The sequence below is a fragment of the Pseudomonas sp. FW305-E2 genome (assembly GCF_058782925.1).
In genome coordinates this window covers 1-23067 of record NZ_JBYSYE010000046.1, presented here as the reverse complement: position 1 = coordinate 23067, position 23067 = coordinate 1, and the positions used below count along the sequence as shown (strand labels likewise).

Here is a 23067-nt window from a genome sequence, read left to right as displayed (position 1 = left end):
TCTCTCGCTCTAGCTCGTTGACCGCTCAGTTGAAGAAGCGCTGGCCGTTCTTGGCCATTTCACGCAGCTTGGCGGTCGGGTGGTACAGCGGCCCCAGGTCGGCATACTGATCGGCCAGGGCGACGAATTCGGCCACACCGATCGAGTCGATGTAACGCAGCGCACCACCGCGGAAGGGAGGGAAACCAATGCCGTAGACCAGGCCCATGTCGGCTTCGGCAGCGGTTTCGACGATGCCGTCTTCCAGGCAACGCACGGTCTCCAGGCACAGCGGGACCATCATCCAGTTGATGATGTCTTCGTCAGTGACTTCGCGCTGCTCGAACACGATCGGTTTGAGCACGTCGAGCACGGTGGCATCGAAAACCTTCTTCGGCTTGCCGCGCTTGTCGGTTTCGTAGGCGTAGAAGCCCTTACCGTTCTTCTGGCCCAGGCGGTTGGCCTCGTACAACGCGTCGACTGCCGAGCGGCGCTCGTCCTTCATGCGATCCGGGAAGCCTTCGGCCATGACGTCACGGCCGTGGTGGCCGGTGTCGATGCCGACCACGTCCATCAAGTAGGCTGGGCCCATCGGCCAGCCGAACTTCTCCATGACCTTGTCGATGCGCACGAAGTCGACACCGGCGCTGACCAGCTTGGCAAAACCGCCAAAGTACGGGAACAGCACGCGGTTGACCAAAAAGCCCGGGCAGTCGTTGACCACGATCGGGTTCTTGCCCATTTTCTTGGCGTAGGCCACGGTGGTGGCGACCGCCACGTCACTGGACTTCTCACCACGGATCACTTCCACCAGCGGCATCATGTGCACCGGGTTGAAGAAGTGCATGCCGACGAAGTTTTCCGGGCGCTTGAGCGCCTTGGCCAGCAGGTTGATAGAGATGGTAGAGGTGTTGGAAGCGAGGATCGCATCGTCCTTCACCTGGCCTTCCACTTCCGCCAGTACCGCTTGCTTGACCTTCGGGTTCTCGACCACTGCCTCGACGACGATGTCGACATTGGCAAAATCGCCATAGGACAGGGTCGGTCGAATGGCGTTGAGGGCCTCGGCCATCTTGGCTGGGGTCAGGCGGCCCTTCTCGACGCGGTTGCCAAGCAACTTGGAGGCCTCGTTCAGACCCAGCTGAATGGCTTCTTCGCGGATGTCTTTCATCAGGATCGGCGTACCTTTGACCGCCGACTGGTAGGCGATACCGCCGCCCATGATGCCGGCGCCGAGCACGGCGGCCTGCTTCACGTCGTGGGCGATCTCGTCATGCGCCTTGGCCTTGCGCTTGAGTTCCTGATCGTTGAGGAACAAGCCGATCAGGCTCTCGGCGACCGAGGTCTTGGCCAGCTTGGCAAAGCCTGCGGCTTCGACTTCCAGGGCCTTGTCGCGACCGAAGTTGGCGGCTTTCTGGATGCTCTTGATCGCTTCGACCGGGGCCGGATAGTTCGGGCCGGCCTGGCCAGCGACGAAGCCCTTGGCAGTCTCGAAGGCCATCATCTGCTCGATGGCATTGAGCTTGAGCTTTTCCAGCTTCGGCTGGCGCTTGGCCTTGTAGTCCAGCTCGCCACTGATGGCACGCTTGATCAGGTCGAGGGCACCGGCCAGCAGCAGCTCAGGGGCGACCACGGCGTCGACGGCCCCCACTTTCAGGGCGTCTTCGGCACGGTTTTCCTTGCCGGCGGCGATCCACTCGATGGCGTTGTCCGAGCCGATCAGGCGCGGCAGGCGCACGGTACCGCCAAAGCCCGGGTAGATACCCAGCTTGACTTCCGGCAGGCCGATCCTGGCGCTGGTGGACATGACCCGGTAGTCGGCCGCCAGGCACATTTCCAGGCCGCCGCCCAGCGCGATGCCGTTGATGGCGGCAACGGTCGGCACTTCGAGGTCTTCAAAGGCGTTGAAGATGCGATTGGCTTCCAGGTTGCCAGCGACCAGTTCGGCCTCAGGCAGCTTGAAGTTGTCGACGAACTCGGTGATGTCGGCGCCGACGATGAACACGTCCTTGCCACTGCTGACGATCACGCCCTTGACTGAGGCATCGGCCCGGATGGCATCGACGGCCTGGCGCAGCTCGTTCAGGGTAAGGCGGTTGAACTTGTTGACGGACTCACCCTTGAGGTCGAACTTGAGCTCGACGATGCCACTTTCAAGAGCCTTAACCGTGATGGCTTTACCTTCGTAAATCATCAACTGATCTCCACGATATGGAAGCTGAACTGTACACGCCGATCGCTGCAGCAGAAGCAGGCCTAAGCTGCCTTGCCCCAGGCACACCCGTCAGCGCGCTAGTCGGAAGTATGGCTTGGCGTCATGACATACAAACGCTCAATTCATACGCCCGTTTGATTTGGGTGTGCACACATTCTCCGAAAAGATGGGCGTTGTCAAATGCTCACGAGCACGGCGAAAACGCGACTTTCCAGTCATTTTCTATCGTTCGGGTACAAAACATGATGACAGTGATCGCCGGTCATTCATGTCAGCGATTGACCACAAGCATTGGCTGATTGCTTTGCGCTTGCGCGGCGAGCCAGGGCGACTACACTGGCACTTGCTTGAATGAATAACCCGGCCTGCCTGGCCTTTTCTGCGCAGCAGAACGCAAAGCGGCGACTTGGCACCCCACCCCTTCAGGGTTATGCCGAGCCGCCGCTTTGTCGTTACAGAACAGATTGACCCGCCTGGATGCCCCCGTAGGAGCGGGTTTACCCGCGAAGCAGGCACCGCGGAGTTTGGCACCGGCTCTGCCAGTGTTCGCAGATGAATCCGCGCCTACAGGGGTCGCGCATGGGCGGCGCTCAAGCCAAGGTTTCGAGGGCGTAGGCAACATCCTGCAACACAGCAGTATCGCCACGTTCGGTCCAGTAAAGGGCAATCATCCGCGCATCGGCCTCGACCTTGTATACACTCGCCGGCAAGCGCGACAAGGCGCCCATGAAGCGTGGGTCTTCGCAGGGCTCGCGCCACTGGTTCCACCACACCCCGGGGCTGACCTGCCAGAAGCTGAAGCTGTCCTCATGCCCACGGCGCCGGGCTCTGTGATACTGCGGGCAAGGGCTTGGCGGCTCCTTTTCCAGCCAGTGCGGCCACTGCTGCGGCGCCAGTTGCATGGCCAACCCCATGCGCCGCGCCTCCAGGCGCAACTTCATCTGCTCGCTCTGCTTGCGCGAGCTGCGCAGCCAGGAAAGCGGACTGAGAATCAGCGCAAGGATTGACACCACCAGCAATACCGTCATATCAGTAGTTCCCATAAAGCGTTGCAAATGAGCTGGTTAGCCATTTTTCACGGTAGACCCGCCCTAAAGCGACCATACTTCTTCTATCGCGATTGACAGGAGTACCGCTCATGCAATACGAACATTTGTTGGTCGCCGTCGACCTGACCGAAGAATGCGACCCGGTGATCAAGCGCGCCATGGCGCTGGCAGAGCCTTCGAATGCCAAGGTATCCCTGGTGCACATCGTCGAGCCGATGGCCATGGCCTTCGGCGGTGACGTACCGATGGACCTGTCGCAGCTGCAACAGCAGCAGTTCGACCAGGCCAAGGAGCGCATGGACCGCCTGTTCAACAAATACCCGGGAATCAACCGCGGCGACTCGCACCTGACCTACGGCCAGCCTCGCCAGGAAATCCACCAGTTGGCCAAGGACCAGCAGTGCGATCTGATCGTTGTCGGCAGCCATGGCCGTCACGGCCTGGCATTGCTGCTGGGCTCCACGGCCAACGATGTGCTGCACGGTGCGCCGTGTGACGTGCTGGCGGTACGCTTGCTGAAGAAGGATTGACTGGACCTGAACCCGCCTCTTCGCGGGCCAGCCCGCGCCTGCAAGGGTATGGCAATCCCTGCAGGTGCGGCTTTAGCCGCGAAGAGGCCGGAACGGGCTAACGCCAATCAGCCTTCCAGCTCAGCCCAGCGCTCCACCAAGACATCCAGCTCGCCCTGCAGCTTCTCGATCCGTGCCAGCACCGCCGAAGTTTCTGCAATCGGCCGCTGATAGAAGCCCGCCGCATTCACTTCTTCCTGGGCTTCAGCCATACGCTGCTCCAGCTCATCAATCTGCCCCGGCAGCATCTCCAGCTCACGCTGCAGCTTGTAGCTCAGCTTCTTCTTCGAAGCGTCTTCCACCACCGGCGCCGCAACAGGCTCAGGCTTGGCCTCGACCTTCTCCACTACCGCGCTGTTGAGCGCAGACTTACCGCCCTTGCTCTCGGTCACACCCAGCAGCTTCGGCGAGCCGCCCTGGCGAATCCAGTCCTCGTAACCGCCCACATACTCACGCACCTTGCCCTCGCCTTCGAACACCAGGGTGCTGGTCACGACGTTGTCGAGGAAGGCCCGGTCGTGGCTGACCATCAGCACGGTGCCCTTGTAGTTGGACAGCACCTCTTCCAGCAGCTCGAGGGTTTCCACGTCCAGGTCGTTGGTCGGTTCGTCGAGTACCAGCAGGTTGGCCGGCTTGCTGAACAGCTTGGCCAGCAGCAACCGTGCTCGCTCACCACCCGACAACGCCTTGACCGGCGTACGCGCGCGCTGGGGGCTGAACAGGAAGTCGCCCAGGTAGCTCAGCACGTGGCGGTTCTGGCCATCGATCTCGATGAAATCACGGCCTTCAGCCAGGTTGTCGATTACGGTCTTTTCCAGGTCGAGCTGGTGGCGCATCTGGTCGAAATAGGCCACCTCAAGCTTGGTGCCGCGCTCCACTTTACCCGCAGTGGGCTCAAGGTCGCCCAGCATCATCTTGAGCAACGTGGTCTTGCCAGTGCCGTTTGCGCCCAGCAGACCGATGCGATCCTGCCGCTGCAGGACCATGGAAAAGTCCTTGACCAGCAGGGGGCCGTCCGCGTGATGGAAGCTGACATTCTCCAGCACCATCACCTGCTTGCCGGATTTGTCCGCGGCTTCGATCTGGATGTTGGCCTTGCCCTGTCGTTCACGGCGCTCGCCACGCTCCACACGCAGGGCCTTCAGTGCACGCACGCGGCCTTCGTTGCGGGTACGGCGAGCCTTGATACCCTGGCGGATCCACACTTCTTCCTGGGCCAGGCGCTTGTCGAACAGCGCGTTGGCGGTTTCTTCGGCGGCCAGTGCGGCCTCCTTGTGCACCAGGAAGCTGGCGTAGTCACCGTTCCAGTCGATCAGGCCGCCGCGGTCCAGTTCGAGGATACGGGTGGCCAGGTTCTGCAGGAACGAACGGTCGTGGGTGATGAACAATACCGCGCCGTTGAAGCCACGCAGGGCCTCTTCGAGCCAGGCGATGGCACCGATGTCCAGGTGGTTGGTCGGTTCGTCGAGCAGCAGCAGGTCGGGCTCGGACACCAGCGCCTGGGCCAGCAGTACGCGGCGGCGCCAGCCACCGGAAAGCTCGGCCAGGGTCTTGTCGGCCGGCAGCTGCAGGCGGCTGAGTGTGCTTTCCACCACCTGCTGCAGGCGCCAGCCGTCGCGGGCCTCCAGCTCGTGCTGGACGTGCATGAGTTTTTCCAGGTCTTCATCGCCCTGGATGTTCATGCTCAGGTGGTGGAACTGCGCCAGCAATTCGCCCACGCCGTCCAGACCAGCGGCTACCACGTCGAACACCGTGCGCTCGTCGGCCACCGGCAGCTCCTGTGGCAACTCACCGATCTTCAGGCCAGGGGCACGCCAGATTTCACCGTCGTCGCCCTTCTGCTCGCCCTTGACCAGGCGCAGCATGCTCGACTTGCCGGTGCCGTTGCGGCCGATGATGCACACCCGCTCGCCACGAGCGATCTGCCAGGACACTTTGTCCAGCAGCGGCATGGCGCCGAATGCGAGGGACACATCGCTGAATTTGAGCAGGGTCATGTTCGTCTCCATAAATCGGGCGCGCATTCTACCTGACTTGGCCCCCGACGGCATCCGCCAGGCCAACCGGCGAGCACCTGGCGACATCTGGTCGAACTTAATTTCCCGATACAAGCACAGTGCTTTCACCCACCGCCGGCAAACAGCTAAGCTAAGGCAATAGCTTTCAACAGTGCTGGCTCCGCCGACACTCCCCATGGTTCAACTGCCCGGACGTATCATGCGCAGCCGCCTGTTACACATCGCATCCTGCCTGCTGCTTACCGCTGCCACCAGCGCGGCGCAGGCCACCGACCTGACCCTGCAACGCCAGTACTATGACGAAGCCAAGCGAGCGCTGGCCAAAGGCGACAAAGGCCCCTACCTGCGCTATGCCCAGGCCTTGAGCGACTACCCGTTGACGCCCTACCTGGCCTACGACGAACTCACCGCCCGCCTGAAAAGCGCCAGCAACCAGGAAATCGAAGGTTTCCTGGCCAAGCATGGCGACCTGCCCCAGGCCAACTGGATGAAACTGCGCTGGTTGCGCTGGCTGGCTGAACGCGGCGAGTGGGATACCTTCGTCAAGTACTACGACCCCAAGCTCAACTTCACCGAGCTGGACTGCCTCAACGGCCAATACCAGCTCAGCCACGGCTTGCGCGCCGAAGGTTACGCCACCGCAGACAAGCTGTGGAACGTCGGCAAATCGCAACCTGCCGCCTGCGACACGCTGTTCGGCATGTGGGCAGCCGAAGGCCAGCTGACCGAGGCCAAGCGCTGGGAACGCACCAAGCTGGCCGCCCAGGCGCGCAACTACGGCCTGGCCAACACCCTGGTCAAGTCCCTGACCACCCTCGGCCCGCAGGGGCGCCTGCTGATCGACGTCGCGCAGAAGCCCGAGCTGCTCAACCAGCCGTCGCGCTTTACCCCGGTCAACGAGGCCATGTCCGACGTGGTCAGCCTCGGCCTTCGTCGCCTGGCCCGGCAGGACCCGGAGCGGGCCATGGCACTGCTCGACGATTACGCCCAGCGCATGCACTTCTCGCGTGACGAAAAGGTAGCCATCGCCCGCGAAATCGGCCTGACCCTCGCACGCCGCTACGACCCACGCGCGCTCGACCTGATGACCCGCTATGACCCCGAGCTGCGTGACAACACAGTCAGCGAATGGCGCCTTCGCCTGCTGCTGCGCCTGGGCCGCTGGGAGGACGCCTACGAGCTGACCAAGCGCCTTCCTCAGGACCTGGCCAGCACCAGCCGCTGGAAGTACTGGCAGGCTCGCAGCCTGGAGCTGGCACAGCCCAACAACCCGCAGATCCCGCTGCTGTACAAGACCGCAGCGCGTGAGCGTGACTTCTATGGCTTCCTCGCCGCCGACCGGGCACAGACACCGTACCAGCTGAACAACAAGCCGCTGCTGCTGAGCCCCCAGCTGGTCAAGAAGGTCCGCAACACGCCCGGCATCCAGCGCGCACTGGAATTCCACGCCCGCGGTCAGATCGTCGACGGCCGCCGTGAGTGGTACCACGTCAGCCGCCACTTCACCCGTGACGAAATGGTTGCGCAGGCACGCCTGGGCTATGAGCTGCGCTGGTACTTCCCGGCCATCCGCACCATCAGCCAGGCCCGGTACTGGGACGACCTGGACATCCGCTTTCCCATGGCCCACCGCGACACGCTGGTGCGTGAAGCCAAGGTTCGCGGCCTGCATTCGAGCTGGGTATTCGCCATCACTCGCCAGGAAAGCGCCTTCATGGAGGACGCACGCTCACCCGTGGGCGCCAGCGGCCTGATGCAACTGATGCCGGCCACGGCCAAGGAAACCGCACGCAAGTTCAGCATCCCGCTGGCCTCACCGGCGCAAGTGCTGAACCCGGACAAGAACATCCAGCTGGGTGCGGCCTACCTGAGCCAGGTACACAGCCAGTTCAACGGCAACCGGGTGCTGGCTTCGGCAGCCTACAACGCCGGGCCCGGGCGCGTGCGACAGTGGCTCAAAGGGGCCAAGCACCTGAGCTTCGATGTGTGGGTGGAGTCGATCCCGTTCGACGAAACACGCCAGTATGTACAGAACGTGCTGTCGTATTCGGTGATCTACGGGCAGAAGCTGAATTCACCGCAGCCACTGGTGGATTGGCACGAACGGTATTTCGATGACATGTGATTGCTGTTGAGCCTGTACCGGCCTCTTCGCGGGTGAACCCGCGCCTACAAGGGTTACGCGGTCGTTGTAGGAGCGGGTTCACCCGCGAAGAGGCCGGTACAGGCAACACACCTATTCCAGGATTTCTACTTCCATCCCCACCTCCAGCCACCCACTGCCATCCACAGCCAGGTTCTGGCCGAACAGCACGTCGCCTTCTTTTTCGCGGAAAGTCTTCAGCGTAGCCATCGGCTCACGGTCAGCGCTGCGCTCCCCGGTGGCTGGATCGATGGTCGTGAAGATGCACCGCACACTGGGCTTGAGCACGCGAAACACCAAGCTGCCGATGCGAATCCGCTTCCAGGCATCCTCGGCAAACGGCTCCGCGCCCTGCACCACCAGGTTGGGCCGAAAGCGCCGCATCGACATGGGCCGGCCAATACGCCGGTTAAGCTCGTCCAGCGAGCCCTGCCCAATCAGCAGCAAGGGGAAGCCATCCGGAAACGCCGCACGGTCACTGTTTAAGCCGTAACCATTGGGCAAGTAACGCGCACGCTGCTCCGGGCAATGCACCAGGCGTACGGCTTTGCCCAGCAACTCACTCAACCAGGCCGCCGCGGCATCGCCAGCGTCCGGCACACGCAGGGTATCGCGCCAGATCGTCACGCCGCGCAGGGCGTCATCGGCAGGCGGTACAGGCACCCGCAACGGCGCCTGTCCAGGGGCTTGCAGCAGCAACTGGCCGCTGTCGTCATCGCTCGCGTCGATCTGGCCAAGTTGTGGCCAGGCACGCTGGGTCAGGAAGCGTCCGTTTTCTTCCTCGACCACCATCCAGCGCCGGTCGCCTTGCAACCCCAACAACCCCACCGGTGATGCCTTCAGGCTTTGCGCCTGCCCCGACTTCACCGGGTATCGATACAACTCACTGAGAAACATCCCTGCTGCCTCGCTTCATGCCAAAAGCCAAGCTTATACCTGGCCGGCACAACGTTCACGCGGCGGTGGTATCCAGCAGCAGGCGCTGCTTGACCACATCGACCAGGCGATCAGGCTGGAACTTGGAAAGGAAGTTGTCACAGCCCACCTTCTTCACCATGGATTCGTTGAAACTGCCCGACAGCGAAGTGTGCAGCACCACATAGAGCTGGCGCAGACGGGCATCGCTGCGGATCTCGGTGGTCAGCCGATAGCCGTCCATTTCCGGCATTTCTGCATCGGTGAACACCATCAGCAGCTTTTCGCACACGTCCTCGCCGGCGTCGGCCCAGCCCTTGAGCATGCGCAGCGCCTTCAGGCCATCACTGGCCACATGCAGCTTCATGCCCAGCTGAGACAGGGTATCGCGCAATTGCGCCAAGGCCACACTGGAGTCGTCCACCAGCAGCACTTCGCGGCCGCGGGCCCGCGCCAGCACTGGGTCGGCGAGCTTGTCGCCAGAAACCCGGGCGTTGTAGGGCACGATTTCGGCCAGCACCTTTTCCACGTCGATCACTTCCACCAGCTTCTCATCGACCTTGGTGATGGCAGTCAGGTAGTGCTGGCGACCGGCACTGGAAGGCGGCGGCATGATCGACTCCCAGTTCATATTGACGATGCGGTCGACACCGCCCACCAGGAAGGCCTGCACCGAGCGGTTGTATTCAGTGACGATGATGGTGCTGTCCGGCCCCGGCTGTAGCGGGCGCATACCGATCGCCTGGGACAGGTCGATCACCGGCAGGGTCTGCCCGCGCAGGTTGACCACACCGCAGACATAGGCGTGGCGCTGGGGCATCAGGGTCAACTTGGGCAGTTGCAGTACTTCCTGCACCTTGAACACGTTGATCGCGAACAGCTGGCGACCAGCCAGACGAAACATCAGAATTTCCAGGCGGTTCTCACCCACCAGTTGCGTGCGTTGGTCTACCGTGTCGAGAATGCCAGCCATTGGAAAGCCCCCAGGCTTGAGTCTTAAAAGGTGAAATCATCTACCCTGTATCGGCGGCTTCACGCACACCTTGACCCTTGCGGGAAAATGCCGCGCAGATAATTGATATCACTTTACCATCATGTTTTACTGCCGACACGCCATGGCAAATCGGGGGCACGACAAAAGTTCCCTACCCTAGCCCTTGATCAGGGAAACCCTTAGCGGCAATCGGGTGCAACCTGATGTTCGCGATATCCTTTAGCCATTAATGTGACGCCATTCTCATTGCATGAATGGAGTCAGGCTTTTGCTAGCTATCGTTTCGGCGTGCCCGCCCCCTGCGCCTACCCCACGCGCGGGGACTTGATGATGGACACTGCCTTATCGTTCGATGACGCCCTGCAGGGCTTCCTGCTGGATGCCCAGGTACTGCTGACCCAGGCCCAGGAATGCCTGCAGCATCTGGAGCTTATAGACAATGACCCGGATGCCTGCAGTTGCCTGAACAACACCCTCGACACTATCGCCCGTCAAGCTACGCGCCTGGGCCTGCGTGAAGTTGCCCACTACACCACCGCCCTGCAACAGTTGCTCGCCCCGGCCTGTCACGGTGGTTGCCTGCAGCGTGAAGCCCTACCCGCGATAGAGGCGTGCCTGACCTTGCTGGCCTGGCAGTTGGAGCTGGTCGATAGCCGTACAGGGCGGCTGAACCTGGACATCGGCGAGCAACTGGTTCTACTGGGTGAATTGGCCAAAGTCGTACACCCCCCCTTTGCGCCAGCCTGCGCGTCGTGCGATGAAGAAGGCAGCGCGTGCATTCACCCGCCCAGTGACGTGGCAACCGGCAACCGCCCCAGCCGCTCTAATCGCATGCATTAACCTGACGCAAAGTGCAACTAAGCAACTTTATTGAAACCCGACCATGGTCGAACTTGGAAAGTTCACCAGGCTTTCGGTGCATGCCCTTGAATCATTGCCGCGTTAGTTACAGCACAAGTGGGTACAGGGCGATTAAAGGGTGGCACTTTGCTACCCGAAAGGGCCCGACCAGTAGGCGTTTCAACGCGTTACACGGCCGCGACCGATGCAATGCAAAGTGGTAATATGCGCCCCCACAAACGCTTGCGACCGGAACAAAGGTGGCAAGAATACGTGTTCGAAAAAACAACGAAAGTACTGCGCCAAAGCCTCTGAGCAGCATTGTGCAAGGCCTCCATCAGCAATACTTCAGTGGCCTCCCTACCTATGTTTCCACGCTTGAAGACTTCTTTGCATTGCTGCTCCCGCGCCGCCGTGCTGCGTTGGGCAACGGTCGGGCTTTGCGTGGCCTCACTGGTTGCCAACATGGCGCTGTACCTGGCCAACCAGACAATCCCGGCCACCCTGCTGGTGCTGCAGTTGGTCGCCACGCTGGGTGCTGTTGTACAACTGGGGCTGGGCGCCAGGTCGATCCACCTGCGCCCGGCCGAGCTGGCCGAGCGCATGCTCAAGGTGCAAGAAGACGAGCGTCAGCATCTGAGCCGGGAACTGCACGACGACATCGGTCAACTGCTCACCGCTGCCAAGCTGCAACTGCAGTGGCTGCAACGGCGCATGCCCGAAGACTTGCAGGGGCACTGCGACGCCCTGCGCAGCACACTGGATGACACCCTCGGTAACGTGCGCGATGTTTCCGCGCTGCTCAACCCCCGGCAGTTGGCCAGCCTTGGCCTGGAGGCCAGCCTGCGCGCGCACCTGGTACGCACCCTGGCCAGCAGCGGCGTGCACTGGAGCCTGGCGTGCAACCAGCGCCTGGGCGGCATCGACGAAGCCGTGGCCATGGCGGTGTTCCGTATTACCCAGGAGGCAGTGACCAACATGCTGCGCCACGCCCAGGCACACAACCTGGTCATCCGCCTGCAACGCACCCCTGAGGGGCTGGCGTTGTCGATCCACGACGATGGTCGTGGTTTCGCCCCTGCCCGGCACCCGGCCGAAGCCGGTCAGCGCGGCTTGGCCGGCATGCAGGAGCGGGTAATCGCGCTGCAGGGCAGCCTCGACATCACCAGTCAGCCTGGCCGAGGCACGCAGATCGAAGCGATGTTCCCGTGGTCCCCGCGCACCCAGCAACGCGCCAGGAGTATTACCAACCATGACCTGTAGACTACTGCTGGTAGATGACCACTCGCTGATCCGCGCCGGGGTGCGCGCACTGGTCTGCGATATCCCCGGCTATGACGTGGTCGGCGAAGCCGACGACGGCAACCAGCTACTCGACCAGGTACGCACACTGGCGCCCGACATCATCTTGCTGGACATCTCCATGCGTTCGACCAGCGGCCTGGACGCCCTCACCCAACTGCGGGCCAGCGGCAGTACCTGCAAAGTGCTGATCCTCTCCATGCACACCGACCCGGACCTGATCATGCGGGCGCTGGAAAGCGGTGCCCACGGCTACCTGCTCAAGGACACCAGCGCCACCGAGCTGGAACAGGCGCTGGGTGCCGTACGCCACGGTGAGCGCTACCTCAGCCCGGCCATCGCCCACACCGTCATCAACCAGGCGCTGCGGCACACCAAACAAGGCAAGCAAAGCGCTGGCGAACGGCATAATCTGACCTCACGGCAACTTGAGATCCTGCGCCTGATCGTGCGCGGCAAGTCCACCCGGGAAATCGCGGCGGGTCTGGGCCTGTCGATCAAGACCGTGGAAACTCACCGCTCGCAAATCATGAAGCGCCTGCAGATTCACGACGTGGCCGGCTTGGTGCTGTTCGCCGTACGCGAAAAAATCATCAGCCTGGATGACTGAGCAACGGCGACCCGGCAGGCAGGTGCAGGTGCAACGCCGCCGGCCTTGCCTGAAAGCGCAGGCTGGCAGCCTGCAACGGCTCGCCATCGAGGTTGATGTCCAACCCTTGCGAACTCTTGATCTCGACCCATGGCAACCTGGCCCGAACGAACAGGCCGTCACCACCCAACAGGTCCCGCAGAGCCCCCACCACTTCCTGTGGTGCAGGCAGAATAGCGACGTCAAGCAAACCGTCGTTGACCATGGCTTCGGGGCACAGCACTTGCCCGCCCCCAGCCTGTCGGCCATTGCCGATACCCAGCGCCAGCAAATCCCCTTGCCAGTGGAAGCCTGGCCCTTGTAGCTCTACCGAAGCCGCCTGTAGCTCACTGAAGCGGGATAACCCGGTGAACAGGTAGGCGGCAGCGCCCAGTACTTTCTTGAGGTCTTCGGAGGTATTGGCGGTGACCTGGCTGCCAAAGCCACCCGTGGCCATGTTGAGGAACAACTGATCGCCAGCCTGCCCCAAGTCTATCGGTTGTGGCGCGATATTCAGCAAGGCCAGCGCCGACGCTGGCTCCAGGGGGATGCCAGCGGCTTTGGCGAAATCGTTGGCCGTCCCCAATGGCAACAAGGTCAGGCTGGCGTTGGTAGCGGCCAAGCCCATGGCCTCGGCCACATCCCGCAACGTGCCGTCCCCGCCACCGGCGACGATATGGCTGTAACCCGCCGCCAGTGCCTCGGCGACCAGCCGTTGGGCGTCGCCCGCCTCCCAGGTAACCCGTACATCCAGCACCCAGCCGCTATCGCGCAGGTCGCGCACGGCGCTGCGCACGTCTTCGTTCATCGCCTGCTTGCCGTGCAGCACCAACATTGCCTTGCGCCCTTGCATGTGCGCGTCTCCGTAAAGTGGACCACCCCCTATCTCGACCACTGGTCCAACCAGATCGTTGCATGCCCTGGAAAAAACAGTGTGCCGGCGCCAGGCCTGCAACTGGTCACGTCGCCGGTCATTTTTTCCACACCTGACAATCCCGGCTATGCTCAGCAAATACCCCTATTGCCATGGACGCGCCCGGCAGTGGCTCCCCCACTGCTGCCAACGGGCGCGTTTTGCTATCTGCAGCCTTTCGCGAGGACTTCGGGTCATGCGCATTCTCTGGACACTGCCCTATCTGCCTTGGCCGACCACCAGCGGCCACAAGACCCGGCAATACCATCTGCTGCGCGCACTGGCCCAGCGCGGTCACCGGATTACCCTGCTGGTGCAGTCGAAGATCCCTCTCTGCGACGCAGCACGTGAGGCCCTTGAGCCCCTACTCGAACGCCTGATCGTGCTACCCCGCAGGCCGCTGCACAGCCCACTCAACCTGCTGGCCTCACCCATCATCGACTACCCCATGCGGGCAATCATCAATGGCCTGGCGCCTTGCCTGCGGCACCGGTTCGAGCAACTGCTGGACGAACCTTGGGACGTGATCCAGATTGAGCACAGTTACAGCTTCCAGCCGTTCGAAAAAGCCCTGCAGGCTCGCAGGCTGCCCTACATGCTTAGTGAGCACACCCTGGAATCGGTAATGGGCAGCGCCTGCCACGATCGCCTGCCGCTGTGGCTGCGCCCGCTCAACGCCTTCGACCGCTGGCGCTACCGGCGCTGGGAGCACCGTGTGCTGCGCCAGCCCACCGAACTGGTGGCTGTCAGCGCCCATGATGCCGAGCTGATCGCGCAGATCAGTGGGCGCCCGGTGAATGTGGTGGTTAACGGCGTGGACTGTGATTTCTACCAGCAGGTGCAACCTGCGCTGCACAGCCAGCGTCTGTTGTTCGTCGGCAATTTCGAATATGGCGCCAATCTGGAGGCCATCGAATGGGCACTGGACGACATCATGCCGAAGGTGTGGATGAGCAACCCGGCGGTGCGCCTGGCGATTGCCGGGCACGCCATGCCGGCCAACTGGAAGCTTCACTGGAACGACCCACGCATTGAATGGTTTGGCTACCGCCCCGACCTGCGTGAACTGCAACGACGTTCAGCGCTGTTCTTTGCTCCCCTGCGTTATGCCGGTGGCTCGAAGGTGAAAATCCTCGAAGCGATGGCCGCCGGCTTACCCGTGATCACCACCGACAAGGGCGTGTCAGGCCTGACCGTGAACAACGGCGAACACTACTTGGGCAGTGACGACGGTGATCAACTGGCATTGCTGATCACCCAGCTGCTCAATCAGCCCTGGCGCATGAGCCAGTTGAGCGATGCCGGGCGCCAGTTTGCCCGCCAGCGCCACGACTGGAGCGTGGCTGCCCAACAACTGGAGAATGTGCACATACGCCTGACCCAGGCGGCACCGGCCGAGGCCACGCCGCTGGCCAGTGCCTGGCTGGGCCGCTCAGCCAAGTAGCTCGCTGAAGGGGATGAATGGCACGATGTCGCCCTGCTTCGGCGTGCTGCCTTCACGCACTTCCACCAGGCCCTCCGCCCAGGCTGCGCTGCGCAGCACACCCGAGCTCTGGTTCTTGTAGATGCGCACGCGGCCCTGTTCGATGCGCGCGCGCAGGTATTCGCGACGCGTACCCGGCTTGGGCCAGTCAAACCCTGCCGGCATGTCGAACCGCAACGGCGTGACGTCAATCACACCCTGACGACGCAGCAGGTAGGGCCGGGTCAGCAGACCGAAGGTGACCAAGGTCGAGGCGGGGTTGCCCGGCAAGCCAATCACCGGCACGCCCTGGAAGTGGCCGAAGGTCAGCGGCTTGCCCGGTTTGATCGCCAGCTTCCACAACGCCAGTTCGCCGGCCTCGCGCAGGGCGGCACCGAGGTAGTCGGCTTCACCCACCGAGACGCCTCCGGTAGACAGAATCAGGTCTACGCCACCCAGTTCAGCCAGGCAGGCGCGAGTGCGCGCCAGGTCATCCGGCAGGATGCCGGCATCGACCACTTCGCAACCCAGCCGCTGCAACCAGCTGACCAGCAACCTGCGGTTGCTGTTGTAGATCTGCCCAGGCCCGAGCGGCAGGCCTGGCTCGACCAGTTCGTCGCCGGTGGACAGCACCGCCACTTTCACCTTGCGCACCACGTCCAGACGGCCATGCCCCAAGGTCGCCGCCAGGCCCAGTTCGATCGGCCCAAGGCGGGTGCCGGCGCTCATCACCTGCTCGCCCTTGCGGGTCTCCTGACCTTGAGGGCGTATGTTCTGCTCGGTGCGCAACGCTTCGAGAAAGCGCACCCGGCCATCTTCGAGTACTTCGGTGTTTTCCTGCATCTCGACGCAGTCGGCCCCCTCCGGCACAGGCGCACCGGTGAAAATCCGTGCGCAGGTACCCGGTTGCAGCGGCTGGGGCGCATGGCCGGCGAAAATACGCTGGCTGACCGGCAGCGGCTGGCCCTGCCAGTCAGCCAGGCGCAAGGCATAACCGTCCATGGCGCTGTTCGGCCAAGGCGGCAGGTCGAGGGAGGCCACCAGGTCAGTGGCCAGCACGCGGCCTTCGGCTTCGGCCAGCGGCAGGTTTTCGGTCTCGCGGATCGGTGCAGCTTCGGCCAGCGCCAGCAGTTGCTCCAGCGCCTGTTCCACCGGCATCAGCGGCCGGGCCTGGCTGAACTCAGCCACGGCTGTCACAGGCCGCTGCCTGCTTCAGGTGCGCCACGAAGTTGCACGGGCGATGACGGGCATCAAGCTGCTCGGCAAGGATGCCATCCCAACCGGTGCGCACAGCGTTGGTCGAGCCCGGCAGGCAGCACACCAGCGTGCCGTTGGCCAGCCCGGCCAAGGCTCGCGATTGCACGGTGGAGGTGCCAATGTCGGCCACGGAAATCTGCCGGAACAACTCACCGAAGCCGTCCACTTGCTTGTCCAGCAGGCAGGCCACCGCCTCGGGGGTGCTGTCGCGGCCAGTAAACCCGGTACCGCCCGTAATCAGCACCACTTGCACGCTGTCATCGGCGATCCAGGTGGCAACCTGGGCTCGGATCTTGTACAGGTCATCCTTGAGCAGCACGCGCTCGGCAAGGCGGTGACCGGCGGCGCTCAGGCGGTCGACGAACATTTGGCCAGAGGTGTCGGTGTCGAAGGTACGGGTGTCGCTGACCGTCAGTACGGCGATGCTTAGCGCCACGAAGGGGGTATCTGCCTTGGCTTTCATGGGTGTCCGTCACAACAGGATGAGATGGACGCAGTTATATCACAGCGCACCTTTTCCAGCGTTGCCCCCCTAAGCCTTGCCATGGGTCAAGGGGACAAATTAGTCGCTATGCTGCACTTGGAGTGAACTTGCACTAACGTCCTGCGTCATAAATGTCATCTAGCACCATCGCACTTGGAGAAACACGATGATCAAACGGACCCTACCCGCCTTCCTGCTTGCCTTGGGTTTGGGCGCCCTTGCTGGCTGCTCGACCCCAACCGTCATTACCCTGAACGATGGCCGGGAGATCCAGGCAACCGACAAACCGTCCTACGACGAAGACTCTGGCTTCTATGAATTCGAGCAACTCGACGGCAAGCGCACGCGCCTGAACAAGGACCAGATCCGCACCGTCAAAGAGCTCTGATCAAGGCCCCGTTCAGGCCATGGCCCTTTAAACAACAAGGGCTTGCGGGCAAAAACGGGATGCAGTAGGATTTTGGTCATCGGAGTGTAGCGCAGCCAGGTAGCGCGTCTCGTTCGGGACGAGAAGGCCGCAGGTTCGAATCCTGTCTCTCCGACCAAATCCTTGTCAAAAAGCCCGCCTTGCGCGGGCTTTTTGTTGTGTGCGAAAAATACGTCAGTGCGCCGCTTCAGCCTCCAGGGGCACATGCAACCCCTGCAGACCGAGTCAAGCGGTCAGCCGGGAGGTGACTTCGCCCAACTGCCCTGACAAACCATGCAGGCGCTGCCCCGCCTGCTCGGTATGCTGCACCGCTTCCTGGTTGGCCGTGGCAATTCGGGTAATTTCGATCAGGTTACGCGAGATATCTTCGGCCACGCTGGTCTGCTCCTCGGCCGCGGTGGCGATCTGCCGGTTCATGTCGCGGATCGCCTCCACCGCCTGGGTAATACGTTGCAGCATCTGCCCGGCCTGCTCGACCTGCTCAGCCCCTTCCTGGCTACGTTGCTGGCCGCTTTCGATGGCCTTGACCGCCTCCACAGCCCCCGACTGTACCGCTTCGATGATCTGGTGAATTTCTGCAATCGACGCTGCCGTGCGCTGGGCCAGGCTACGCACTTCATCGGCGACCACCGCAAAACCACGCCCGGCTTCGCCCGCACGGGCCGCTTCGATGGCCGCGTTAAGCGCCAGCAGGTTGGTCTGTTCAGCAATGCCGCGGATCACTTCCAGCACTTTGCCTATACGCGTGCTGTCATGCTCCAGATCGCGAATGACCGTCGCCGTGCCGGCGATTTCGCGGTTGACCGCGCCGATAATGTCGATGGTCTGCTGCATCACCCGCTCGCCGGCCTGGGCGCTGTGGTCGGCGTCATCGGCCGCGCGGGCAGCCTCGGCGGCGTGGCGAGCGACCTCTTGGGCAGTGGCGGACATTTCGTGCATGGCCGTGGCCACCTGGTCGGTACGCTGGAACTGGTCATGAGTACCGCGGGCCATGTCACCGGCAATACTGCGCAACTGGCCGCTGGCACCTTCCAGCTCCTGCGCGTTGTCCTGCAGCCGGCCGACAGTATCGGCAAGAAAGTCACGCAGGGTGTTGGCCGCCCGCGCCAGGCGCCCCAGCTCATCCTCCCGACGGCTGTCGACCCGGGCAGCAAAGCAGCCCTGGCTGAGCTGCGCGACGTACTCGATCAACTGGCGGATCGGCTCGATCAGGCTACGGTTGACCAGCCACAGGCTGAGCAGCCCCACCAGCACCGCTGAAGCCAGCATCACCAGCAGGCCCAACCATACCGTGCGCTCGGCACTGGCATTGAGGCTGGCGGCACGCTGGCGAGCATCGGCGCGCAGTTGCTCGACCAGTTCGCTCATTTGCTCACTGGCGGCACGGTCCACGCCTTTGACCGCCCGGTCGCCCGCTACCGGGTCACCGCCTGCCGCCAGGAAGGCCTGACGGCCTTGCGCATAGGCCTGGCCCAACTGGCGATGGCTGTCGCGCAATTGCTGCAGCGACACCTTGAGCCTGGCATCGCTGTTGTCGATCAATTGCCCGAGCAGTTGTTGTACTTGCTCTTCGCGGGCCTGGAACTGCTGCCAGTACTTGTCCATTTCCGCAGGCTGGCGCCCGCGCAACAGCACGTTCTTCCATTCCTGCACCTGGATCTTGAACTGCAGGTTGGCTTCGTCAATCAATTGCGAGGCCCGCAGCGGCCCGTCGACCAGCTCGGCGTAGCCCCGCACGCTGGACGACAGGAACTGGAAACAAACCAGGGCGATCAGCAGCATCGCCAGCACACTGCCGCCGAGCAGCGAGAGAATTTGCACTCTGAGGGATTTACGCAACATCGAGGGTCTCGGAACCAGAGGGAGTAGGCTGAGGCCGCTGTACAGCCCCATTACTGGCAGGCCAAAAAAAAGCTGCCATCACGCAATGGCAGCCAGGTCGAGCACTTACGCAACAGTTGAAGCAAATCTTCTCAGGCAATTACTACAGAAATGTTACAAAGCCACGACACGCTAGCCCGTGGTGAACTGCAGCGCTGCCAGCCGCGCATACAGCGGGCTGTCCTCGATCAACTGACGGTGGGTGCCCACCGCCACCAGCCGGCCCTGGTCGATGACCGCGATGCGCTCGGCATGCTGCACCGTGGCCAGGCGATGGGCGATCACCAGCGTGGTACGGCCGGCCATCAGGCTGGGCAGCGCTTGCTGGATCAAGTATTCGCTTTGTGCATCAAGGGCACTGGTGGCTTCGTCCAGCAACAGGATCGGCGCATCGACCAGCAAGGCCCGGGCAATCGCCAGGCGCTGACGTTGCCCGCCGGAAAGGCCTATGCCGCCCTCCCCCAGTTGTGTCTGGTAGCCTCGGGGCAGTTGCCGGATGAATTCGTCGGCATGGGCGCCGCGGGCTGCTGCTTCGACTTCAGCCAAGGTCGCCTCGGGCCGGCCATAACGAATGTTGGCCTCCACCGTGCCACGGAACAGCGAGGGGTTTTGTGCCACCAAAGCGAACTGCCGGCGTAGCTGGTCGGGATCACATGCGGTAACCGGCCGGCCATCAAGCAGGATGCGCCCTTGTTGGGGGTCGTAAAAGCGCAGCAACAGATCGAACAGGGTCGACTTGCCTGCCCCGGAAGGGCCTACCAGGGCGACGGTCTGCCCGGGCTCGATGGTCAGGCTCAGGCCGTCGACAGCTGCCACCGTGGGCCGTGAAGGGTAAGCGAACACGACCTGCTGCAGCTCGATACGCCCACTGGCCCGCGGCTGTGGCAGCACCTGCACCACGTCGGGGGGCAGGATGGCACTTCGCGCTGCCAACAGTTCGGCAATGCGCTCGGCGGCACCCGCGGCCCGTTGCAGTTCGCCGATCACTTCACTGAGGGTACCGAAGGCGCTGCCGACGATCAGGCTGTAGAACACAAATGCAGCCAGCTCGCCTGCGGATATACGCCCGGCGATCACATCCATGCCGCCGACCCACAGCATCACCCCCACCGCCCCCAACACCAGCACGATCACCAGGGTAATCAGCCAGGCACGCTGTGTAATCCGCTTGCGGGCAACAGTAAACGCGGCTTCGACCGTATCGGCGAACAATGCGCGGTCGTGCGCCTGGTGGTTGTAGGCCTGCACGGTCTTGATCTGCCCGAGCGTTTCAGCCACGTAGCTGCCCACATCGGCGACCCTGTCCTGGCTCTGCCGCGACAGGCTGCGCACCCGACGGCCGAACAACAGGATCGGGGCCAACACCAGTGGCAGCGTTACCACCACGATGCTGGTGAGCTTGGGGTTGGTGATGAACAGCAAGACCACACCGCCAATGACCATCAGCGCGTTGCGCAGGAACATCGACAGCGATGAACCGATCACCGATTGCAGCAAGGTGGTGTCCGCAGTCAGCCGAGACTGGATCTCGGAGCTGCGGTTGTCCTCGAAAAAACCTGGGTGCAGGCCGATCAGGTGATCGAAGACGGCACGACGGATATCGGCCACACAACGCTCGCCAATCCACGACACCAGATAGAAACGGCTGAAGGTACCCACCGCCAGCGCCAGCACCAGCAGCAGGAACAGCCCGATGGTCTGATTGAGCTGATGCGCGGAGCGGGTCATGAAGCCTTGATCCACCAGCAGGCGGATGCCTTGGCCCATCGACAGGGTAATGGCAGCGGTGACCACCAGCGCCAGCAATGCCAGCAGCACCTGGCGGCGATAAGGGCGAACGAACTGCCAAGCCAGGCGCAAGGCGCGGCGTTGGCGCGGAGAAACCGATTCGGGCATGGCAACGACCACAAAGGGTGGGGAAGCCGCAGCCTACCACTCATCCCGGTCGGGAGACTGCATGAAGGTTGCTATAACGCATCGATCTAACCAGCTTATGGAGCTTTCACAGGGTTTCTGCTGGACTGTTGCTGCCGTGACCCGGAAGCTGTCACAGGCCAGTCACGGCGCAGGGCTACCCTGAGCTTGAACCTGAAGAGGAGACAGTGCATGAGCTTGCAGCATGGCAGTGATAACCAGAAGCCCCAGACCTCCCCGCAACCGCAAGTATGCGGTTCGATCATCGACGCCAAGGGGCGCGAAGTGCCGATCACCGAGCAGATGATCCAGCAGGCCTGCAAGGCCCTGGAAGAAAGCCGTGTCGAGCGCGTACGCAAAGGTTGATCGGCGAATTCTTTGCAACCCGGCGCTTGCGCCGGGTTTTTATTGGCCCAGCCAGTGGGCTTGGCCGCCCCCACAGGTAACCGCACCTACCTGCAAGATCAAGGCAAGGCGTGCTTAGACCAACACCCCACCCAGGGCACTGACCAACTGCGCCAACTGCGGCGCCTCCCCGTGCAAGCGCACGGCCAGCCCCTCGATCTCGCGCCTTGGCGGGTATTGCTTGCGCAACTGGTCGAACGCTGCTCGCTGTTGCTGCGGATCATCGCTGAGGCTACGGCGGAAATCGGCATCATCACGGCGCGGGTCATACACGGCGCGACACAGGGTGGCCAAGGCCCAGGACAGGTCGGTGCTGGCATCCAGCTCGATCTGCGCCAGCGGTGGCTTGGGCAGCAGCTCGGCCAGTCGCACCTGCTCATTCACACCGAGGAAGCGGCACAGCGCTTGGTAGATCTGCGCCGTGCCACGCTGGCGGCCATCGAGGCTATAGCCGGCAATGTGCGGCGTAGCCAGGGTGCACAGGTCGGCCAACGTCAGGTCGACCTGCGGCTCCCCTTCCCACACATCCAGCACCGCGTGCACGTCTTCACGGTCCAGCAGCAGCTCGCGCAGGGCCACGTTGTCCACCACCGGGCCACGGCTGGCGTTTACCAGCCAGGCACCCGGGCGCAACTGTGCCAGCTGCGCCTGCCCCAGCAGGTGCCAGGTCGGGTGCTGGCCGCCGCGTTGCAACGGAGTATGCAAGCTGATCACATCGCACTGCTGCAGGATGGTTTCGAGGCTGACGTAGTCGCCACCCTCCGCGGCCTGACGCAATGGGTCGCACACCAGCACCTTCCAGCCCAGGCCATGCAGCACCCGCACGAGGCGGCCACCCACTTCACCCGCGCCGACAACGCCATATACGCGCTCAGGCAATGCCACGCCATCCAGTTCGGCCAGGGTCAGCAGGCTGCCCAGCACGTAATCGACCACGCCACGGGCATTGCAGCCAGGTGCGCTGCTCCAGCGGATGCCAGCTTCTGCAAAGTAGTCCAGGTCCAGGTGATCAGTGCCGATGGTGCAAGTGCCGACAAAGCGTACACGGCTGCCTTCGAGCAACTGACGGTCGACCTTGGTCACCGAGCGCACCAGCAGGATATCGGCGTCCTTGACGCTGGCAGCATCGAGGCTTCGGCCGGGGTAGCGGCGAATTTCACCGAAACCCTGGAAGAAGGCATCGAGCAGCGGGATGTTCTCGTCGGCAACTATCAGCATGGCGCTCTCCTGTGTGGGGAGCGCAGTGTAGGCGCAACGCCGGGCGTGTTCCAGAGCGATTCAGTCGGCTTTCTTGCGGATCCAGTACAGGAAAGTGCCGGCGTCCTCTTGTTGCTGCAGCAGCTCGTGGCCGAGGAAGTTGCAGAACTTGGGGATGTCGCGGCGGGTCGACGGGTCGGTGGCGATGACCTTGAGCAGGCCGCCGGCGGCCAGGTTGCGTACGTGCTGGTGCAGCATCATCACGGGTTCCGGGCAGTTCAGGCCGGTGGCATCGAGGATGGCGTCGGGGGTGAAATCGGTCATGGGGGGCTCCGAAAATGATCGCTATTGTCGCGCATAGCGCGACGCGGTCCAAGCACGGCTTTCAAACCCAGCGCTCTTGATCTTGATCTTGATCTTGATCTTGATCTTGATCTTGATCTTGATCTTGATCTTGATCTTGATCTTGATCTTG

Annotated in this window: 20 protein-coding genes, 1 tRNA gene and 1 pseudogene; 9 read left to right on the top strand and 13 right to left on the bottom strand. The window is 62.7% G+C overall.

Going from position 1 to position 23067, the window contains the following annotated elements:
• Positions 1-25 precede the first annotated feature (25 nt).
• Both fadB and AC3WLP_RS23980 read right to left on the bottom strand, forming a co-directional pair.
• Positions 26-2173, bottom strand: a complete 2148-nt coding sequence (fadB, locus tag AC3WLP_RS23985; protein WP_014591781.1) for a fatty acid oxidation complex subunit alpha FadB — start codon at positions 2171-2173, stop codon at positions 26-28.
• A gap of 611 nt (positions 2174-2784) precedes the next feature.
• A complete protein-coding gene (locus AC3WLP_RS23980) occupies positions 2785-3222 on the bottom strand; it encodes a hypothetical protein (RefSeq protein ID WP_003248762.1) in 438 nt (145 codons plus the stop codon).
• A 110-nt stretch (positions 3223-3332) separates the two neighbouring features.
• Here AC3WLP_RS23980 and AC3WLP_RS23975 point away from each other — a divergent pair, with 110 nt between their 5' ends.
• Positions 3333-3773, top strand: a complete 441-nt coding sequence (locus AC3WLP_RS23975; RefSeq protein WP_012053160.1) for a universal stress protein — start codon at positions 3333-3335, stop codon at positions 3771-3773.
• A gap of 107 nt (positions 3774-3880) precedes the next feature.
• Here the strand turns inward: AC3WLP_RS23975 and AC3WLP_RS23970 are convergent, their stop codons facing one another.
• Entirely contained in the window at positions 3881-5809 is a 1929-nt protein-coding gene (locus tag AC3WLP_RS23970; protein WP_003248759.1) for an ATP-binding cassette domain-containing protein, read from the bottom strand.
• Positions 5810-6029: 220 nt separating this feature from the next.
• Between AC3WLP_RS23970 and AC3WLP_RS23965 the strand changes: the two genes are divergently transcribed.
• On the top strand, positions 6030-7955 hold the full coding sequence (locus AC3WLP_RS23965; RefSeq protein WP_041168502.1) for a transglycosylase SLT domain-containing protein: 1926 nt from the start codon (positions 6030-6032) through the stop codon (positions 7953-7955).
• A 111-nt stretch (positions 7956-8066) separates the two neighbouring features.
• Here AC3WLP_RS23965 and AC3WLP_RS23960 read toward each other — a convergent pair whose 3' ends face one another.
• The gene (locus AC3WLP_RS23960; RefSeq protein ID WP_012053162.1) at positions 8067-8870 is read right to left on the bottom strand and encodes an MOSC domain-containing protein; all 804 of its coding nucleotides are present in this window, start codon (positions 8868-8870) and stop codon (positions 8067-8069) included.
• A 55-nt stretch (positions 8871-8925) separates the two neighbouring features.
• On the bottom strand, positions 8926-9861 hold the full coding sequence (locus AC3WLP_RS23955) for a chemotaxis protein CheV (protein ID WP_003248753.1): 936 nt from the start codon (positions 9859-9861) through the stop codon (positions 8926-8928).
• Between the two features lie 351 nt (positions 9862-10212).
• Here AC3WLP_RS23955 and AC3WLP_RS23950 point away from each other — a divergent pair, with 351 nt between their 5' ends.
• From AC3WLP_RS23950 to AC3WLP_RS23940, 3 genes are all read left to right on the top strand, one after another.
• Complete coding sequence (locus tag AC3WLP_RS23950; protein ID WP_017147798.1) at positions 10213-10722, top strand: hypothetical protein; 510 nt, start codon at positions 10213-10215, stop codon at positions 10720-10722.
• Between the two features lie 366 nt (positions 10723-11088).
• Positions 11089-11985, top strand: coding sequence for a sensor histidine kinase (locus AC3WLP_RS23945; RefSeq protein WP_012053164.1), 897 nt, complete (start codon positions 11089-11091; stop codon positions 11983-11985).
• Positions 11975-12634: a response regulator gene (locus AC3WLP_RS23940; RefSeq protein ID WP_012053165.1), complete on the top strand. Its 660-nt coding sequence runs from the start codon at positions 11975-11977 to the stop codon at positions 12632-12634. Before AC3WLP_RS23945 ends, AC3WLP_RS23940 begins: the two co-directional genes overlap by 11 nt.
• Here AC3WLP_RS23940 and yegS read toward each other — a convergent pair.
• Entirely contained in the window at positions 12618-13505 is an 888-nt protein-coding gene (gene yegS, locus AC3WLP_RS23935) for a lipid kinase YegS (protein WP_088513650.1), read from the bottom strand. The two genes, AC3WLP_RS23940 and yegS, sit on opposite strands and share 17 nt — an antisense overlap.
• A 256-nt stretch (positions 13506-13761) precedes the next feature.
• Here yegS and AC3WLP_RS23930 point away from each other — a divergent pair, with 256 nt between their 5' ends.
• Positions 13762-15009, top strand: coding sequence for a glycosyltransferase family 4 protein (locus AC3WLP_RS23930; protein WP_012053167.1), 1248 nt, complete (start codon positions 13762-13764; stop codon positions 15007-15009).
• Here the strand turns inward: AC3WLP_RS23930 and AC3WLP_RS23925 are convergent.
• Both AC3WLP_RS23925 and moaB read right to left on the bottom strand, forming a co-directional pair.
• Positions 14998-16224, bottom strand: a complete 1227-nt coding sequence (locus AC3WLP_RS23925) for a molybdopterin molybdotransferase MoeA (protein ID WP_088513649.1) — start codon at positions 16222-16224, stop codon at positions 14998-15000. The two genes, AC3WLP_RS23930 and AC3WLP_RS23925, sit on opposite strands and share 12 nt — an antisense overlap.
• Positions 16208-16747: a molybdenum cofactor biosynthesis protein B gene (gene moaB / locus AC3WLP_RS23920; RefSeq protein ID WP_003248741.1), complete on the bottom strand. Its 540-nt coding sequence runs from the start codon at positions 16745-16747 to the stop codon at positions 16208-16210. The genes AC3WLP_RS23925 and moaB overlap by 17 nt, the downstream gene beginning before the upstream one ends.
• A 187-nt stretch (positions 16748-16934) precedes the next feature.
• Between moaB and AC3WLP_RS23915 the strand changes: the two genes are divergently transcribed.
• Together AC3WLP_RS23915 and AC3WLP_RS23910 are read left to right on the top strand one after the other, a co-directional pair.
• Complete coding sequence (locus AC3WLP_RS23915) at positions 16935-17156, top strand: YgdI/YgdR family lipoprotein (RefSeq protein ID WP_003248738.1); 222 nt, start codon at positions 16935-16937, stop codon at positions 17154-17156.
• Between the two features lie 80 nt (positions 17157-17236).
• Positions 17237-17313, top strand: a tRNA-Pro gene (locus AC3WLP_RS23910).
• Between the two features lie 107 nt (positions 17314-17420).
• Here the strand turns inward: AC3WLP_RS23910 and AC3WLP_RS23905 are convergent.
• The 3 genes and pseudogenes from AC3WLP_RS23905 to AC3WLP_RS23895 form a co-directional block, all read right to left on the bottom strand.
• Positions 17421-18134: a methyl-accepting chemotaxis protein gene (locus AC3WLP_RS23905; RefSeq protein ID WP_373270671.1), complete on the bottom strand. Its 714-nt coding sequence runs from the start codon at positions 18132-18134 to the stop codon at positions 17421-17423.
• A gap of 171 nt (positions 18135-18305) precedes the next feature.
• Positions 18306-18464 (bottom strand): annotated as a pseudogene (locus tag AC3WLP_RS23900) (HAMP domain-containing protein); the annotation flags it as partial.
• Between the two features lie 744 nt (positions 18465-19208).
• Entirely contained in the window at positions 19209-20972 is a 1764-nt protein-coding gene (locus tag AC3WLP_RS23895; RefSeq protein ID WP_088513647.1) for an ABC transporter transmembrane domain-containing protein, read from the bottom strand.
• A 210-nt stretch (positions 20973-21182) separates the two neighbouring features.
• On the opposite strand from AC3WLP_RS23895, the gene AC3WLP_RS23890 reads away from it, so the two are divergent.
• On the top strand, positions 21183-21356 hold the full coding sequence (locus AC3WLP_RS23890) for a PA1571 family protein (RefSeq protein WP_003248731.1): 174 nt from the start codon (positions 21183-21185) through the stop codon (positions 21354-21356).
• Positions 21357-21470: 114 nt separating this feature from the next.
• Here the strand turns inward: AC3WLP_RS23890 and pdxB are convergent, their stop codons facing one another.
• Positions 21471-22613, bottom strand: coding sequence for a 4-phosphoerythronate dehydrogenase PdxB (pdxB, locus tag AC3WLP_RS23885; RefSeq protein WP_004577094.1), 1143 nt, complete (start codon positions 22611-22613; stop codon positions 21471-21473).
• Positions 22614-22673: 60 nt separating this feature from the next.
• Positions 22674-22916: a sulfurtransferase TusA gene (gene tusA, locus AC3WLP_RS23880; RefSeq protein WP_003248727.1), complete on the bottom strand. Its 243-nt coding sequence runs from the start codon at positions 22914-22916 to the stop codon at positions 22674-22676.
• Positions 22917-23067: the final 151 nt, after the last annotated feature.

Bases quoted from the DNA above. Each gene is read 5' to 3' on its own strand.
- yegS (WP_088513650.1), bottom strand. From the start codon at position 13,505: ATGCAAGGGCGCAAGGCAATGTTGGTGCTGCACGGCAAGCAGGCGATG.
- AC3WLP_RS23980 (WP_003248762.1), bottom strand. From the start codon at position 3,222: ATGACGGTATTGCTGGTGGTGTCAATCCTTGCGCTGATTCTCAGTCCG.
- AC3WLP_RS23915 (WP_003248738.1), top strand. From the start codon at position 16,935: ATGATCAAACGGACCCTACCCGCCTTCCTGCTTGCCTTGGGTTTGGGC.
- AC3WLP_RS23930 (WP_012053167.1), top strand. From the start codon at position 13,762: ATGCGCATTCTCTGGACACTGCCCTATCTGCCTTGGCCGACCACCAGC.
- tusA (WP_003248727.1), bottom strand. From the start codon at position 22,916: ATGACCGATTTCACCCCCGACGCCATCCTCGATGCCACCGGCCTGAAC.
- AC3WLP_RS23975 (WP_012053160.1), top strand. From the start codon at position 3,333: ATGCAATACGAACATTTGTTGGTCGCCGTCGACCTGACCGAAGAATGC.
- AC3WLP_RS23905 (WP_373270671.1), bottom strand. From the start codon at position 18,134: ATGCACGAAATGTCCGCCACTGCCCAAGAGGTCGCTCGCCACGCCGCC.
- AC3WLP_RS23940 (WP_012053165.1), top strand. From the start codon at position 11,975: ATGACCTGTAGACTACTGCTGGTAGATGACCACTCGCTGATCCGCGCC.
- AC3WLP_RS23950 (WP_017147798.1), top strand. From the start codon at position 10,213: ATGGACACTGCCTTATCGTTCGATGACGCCCTGCAGGGCTTCCTGCTG.
- AC3WLP_RS23955 (WP_003248753.1), bottom strand. From the start codon at position 9,861: ATGGCTGGCATTCTCGACACGGTAGACCAACGCACGCAACTGGTGGGT.
- AC3WLP_RS23945 (WP_012053164.1), top strand. From the start codon at position 11,089: ATGTTTCCACGCTTGAAGACTTCTTTGCATTGCTGCTCCCGCGCCGCC.
- AC3WLP_RS23960 (WP_012053162.1), bottom strand. From the start codon at position 8,870: ATGTTTCTCAGTGAGTTGTATCGATACCCGGTGAAGTCGGGGCAGGCG.
- fadB (WP_014591781.1), bottom strand. From the start codon at position 2,173: ATGATTTACGAAGGTAAAGCCATCACGGTTAAGGCTCTTGAAAGTGGC.
- pdxB (WP_004577094.1), bottom strand. From the start codon at position 22,613: ATGCTGATAGTTGCCGACGAGAACATCCCGCTGCTCGATGCCTTCTTC.
- AC3WLP_RS23895 (WP_088513647.1), bottom strand. From the start codon at position 20,972: ATGCCCGAATCGGTTTCTCCGCGCCAACGCCGCGCCTTGCGCCTGGCT.
- moaB (WP_003248741.1), bottom strand. From the start codon at position 16,747: ATGAAAGCCAAGGCAGATACCCCCTTCGTGGCGCTAAGCATCGCCGTA.
- AC3WLP_RS23965 (WP_041168502.1), top strand. From the start codon at position 6,030: ATGCGCAGCCGCCTGTTACACATCGCATCCTGCCTGCTGCTTACCGCT.
- AC3WLP_RS23890 (WP_003248731.1), top strand. From the start codon at position 21,183: ATGAGCTTGCAGCATGGCAGTGATAACCAGAAGCCCCAGACCTCCCCG.
- AC3WLP_RS23970 (WP_003248759.1), bottom strand. From the start codon at position 5,809: ATGACCCTGCTCAAATTCAGCGATGTGTCCCTCGCATTCGGCGCCATG.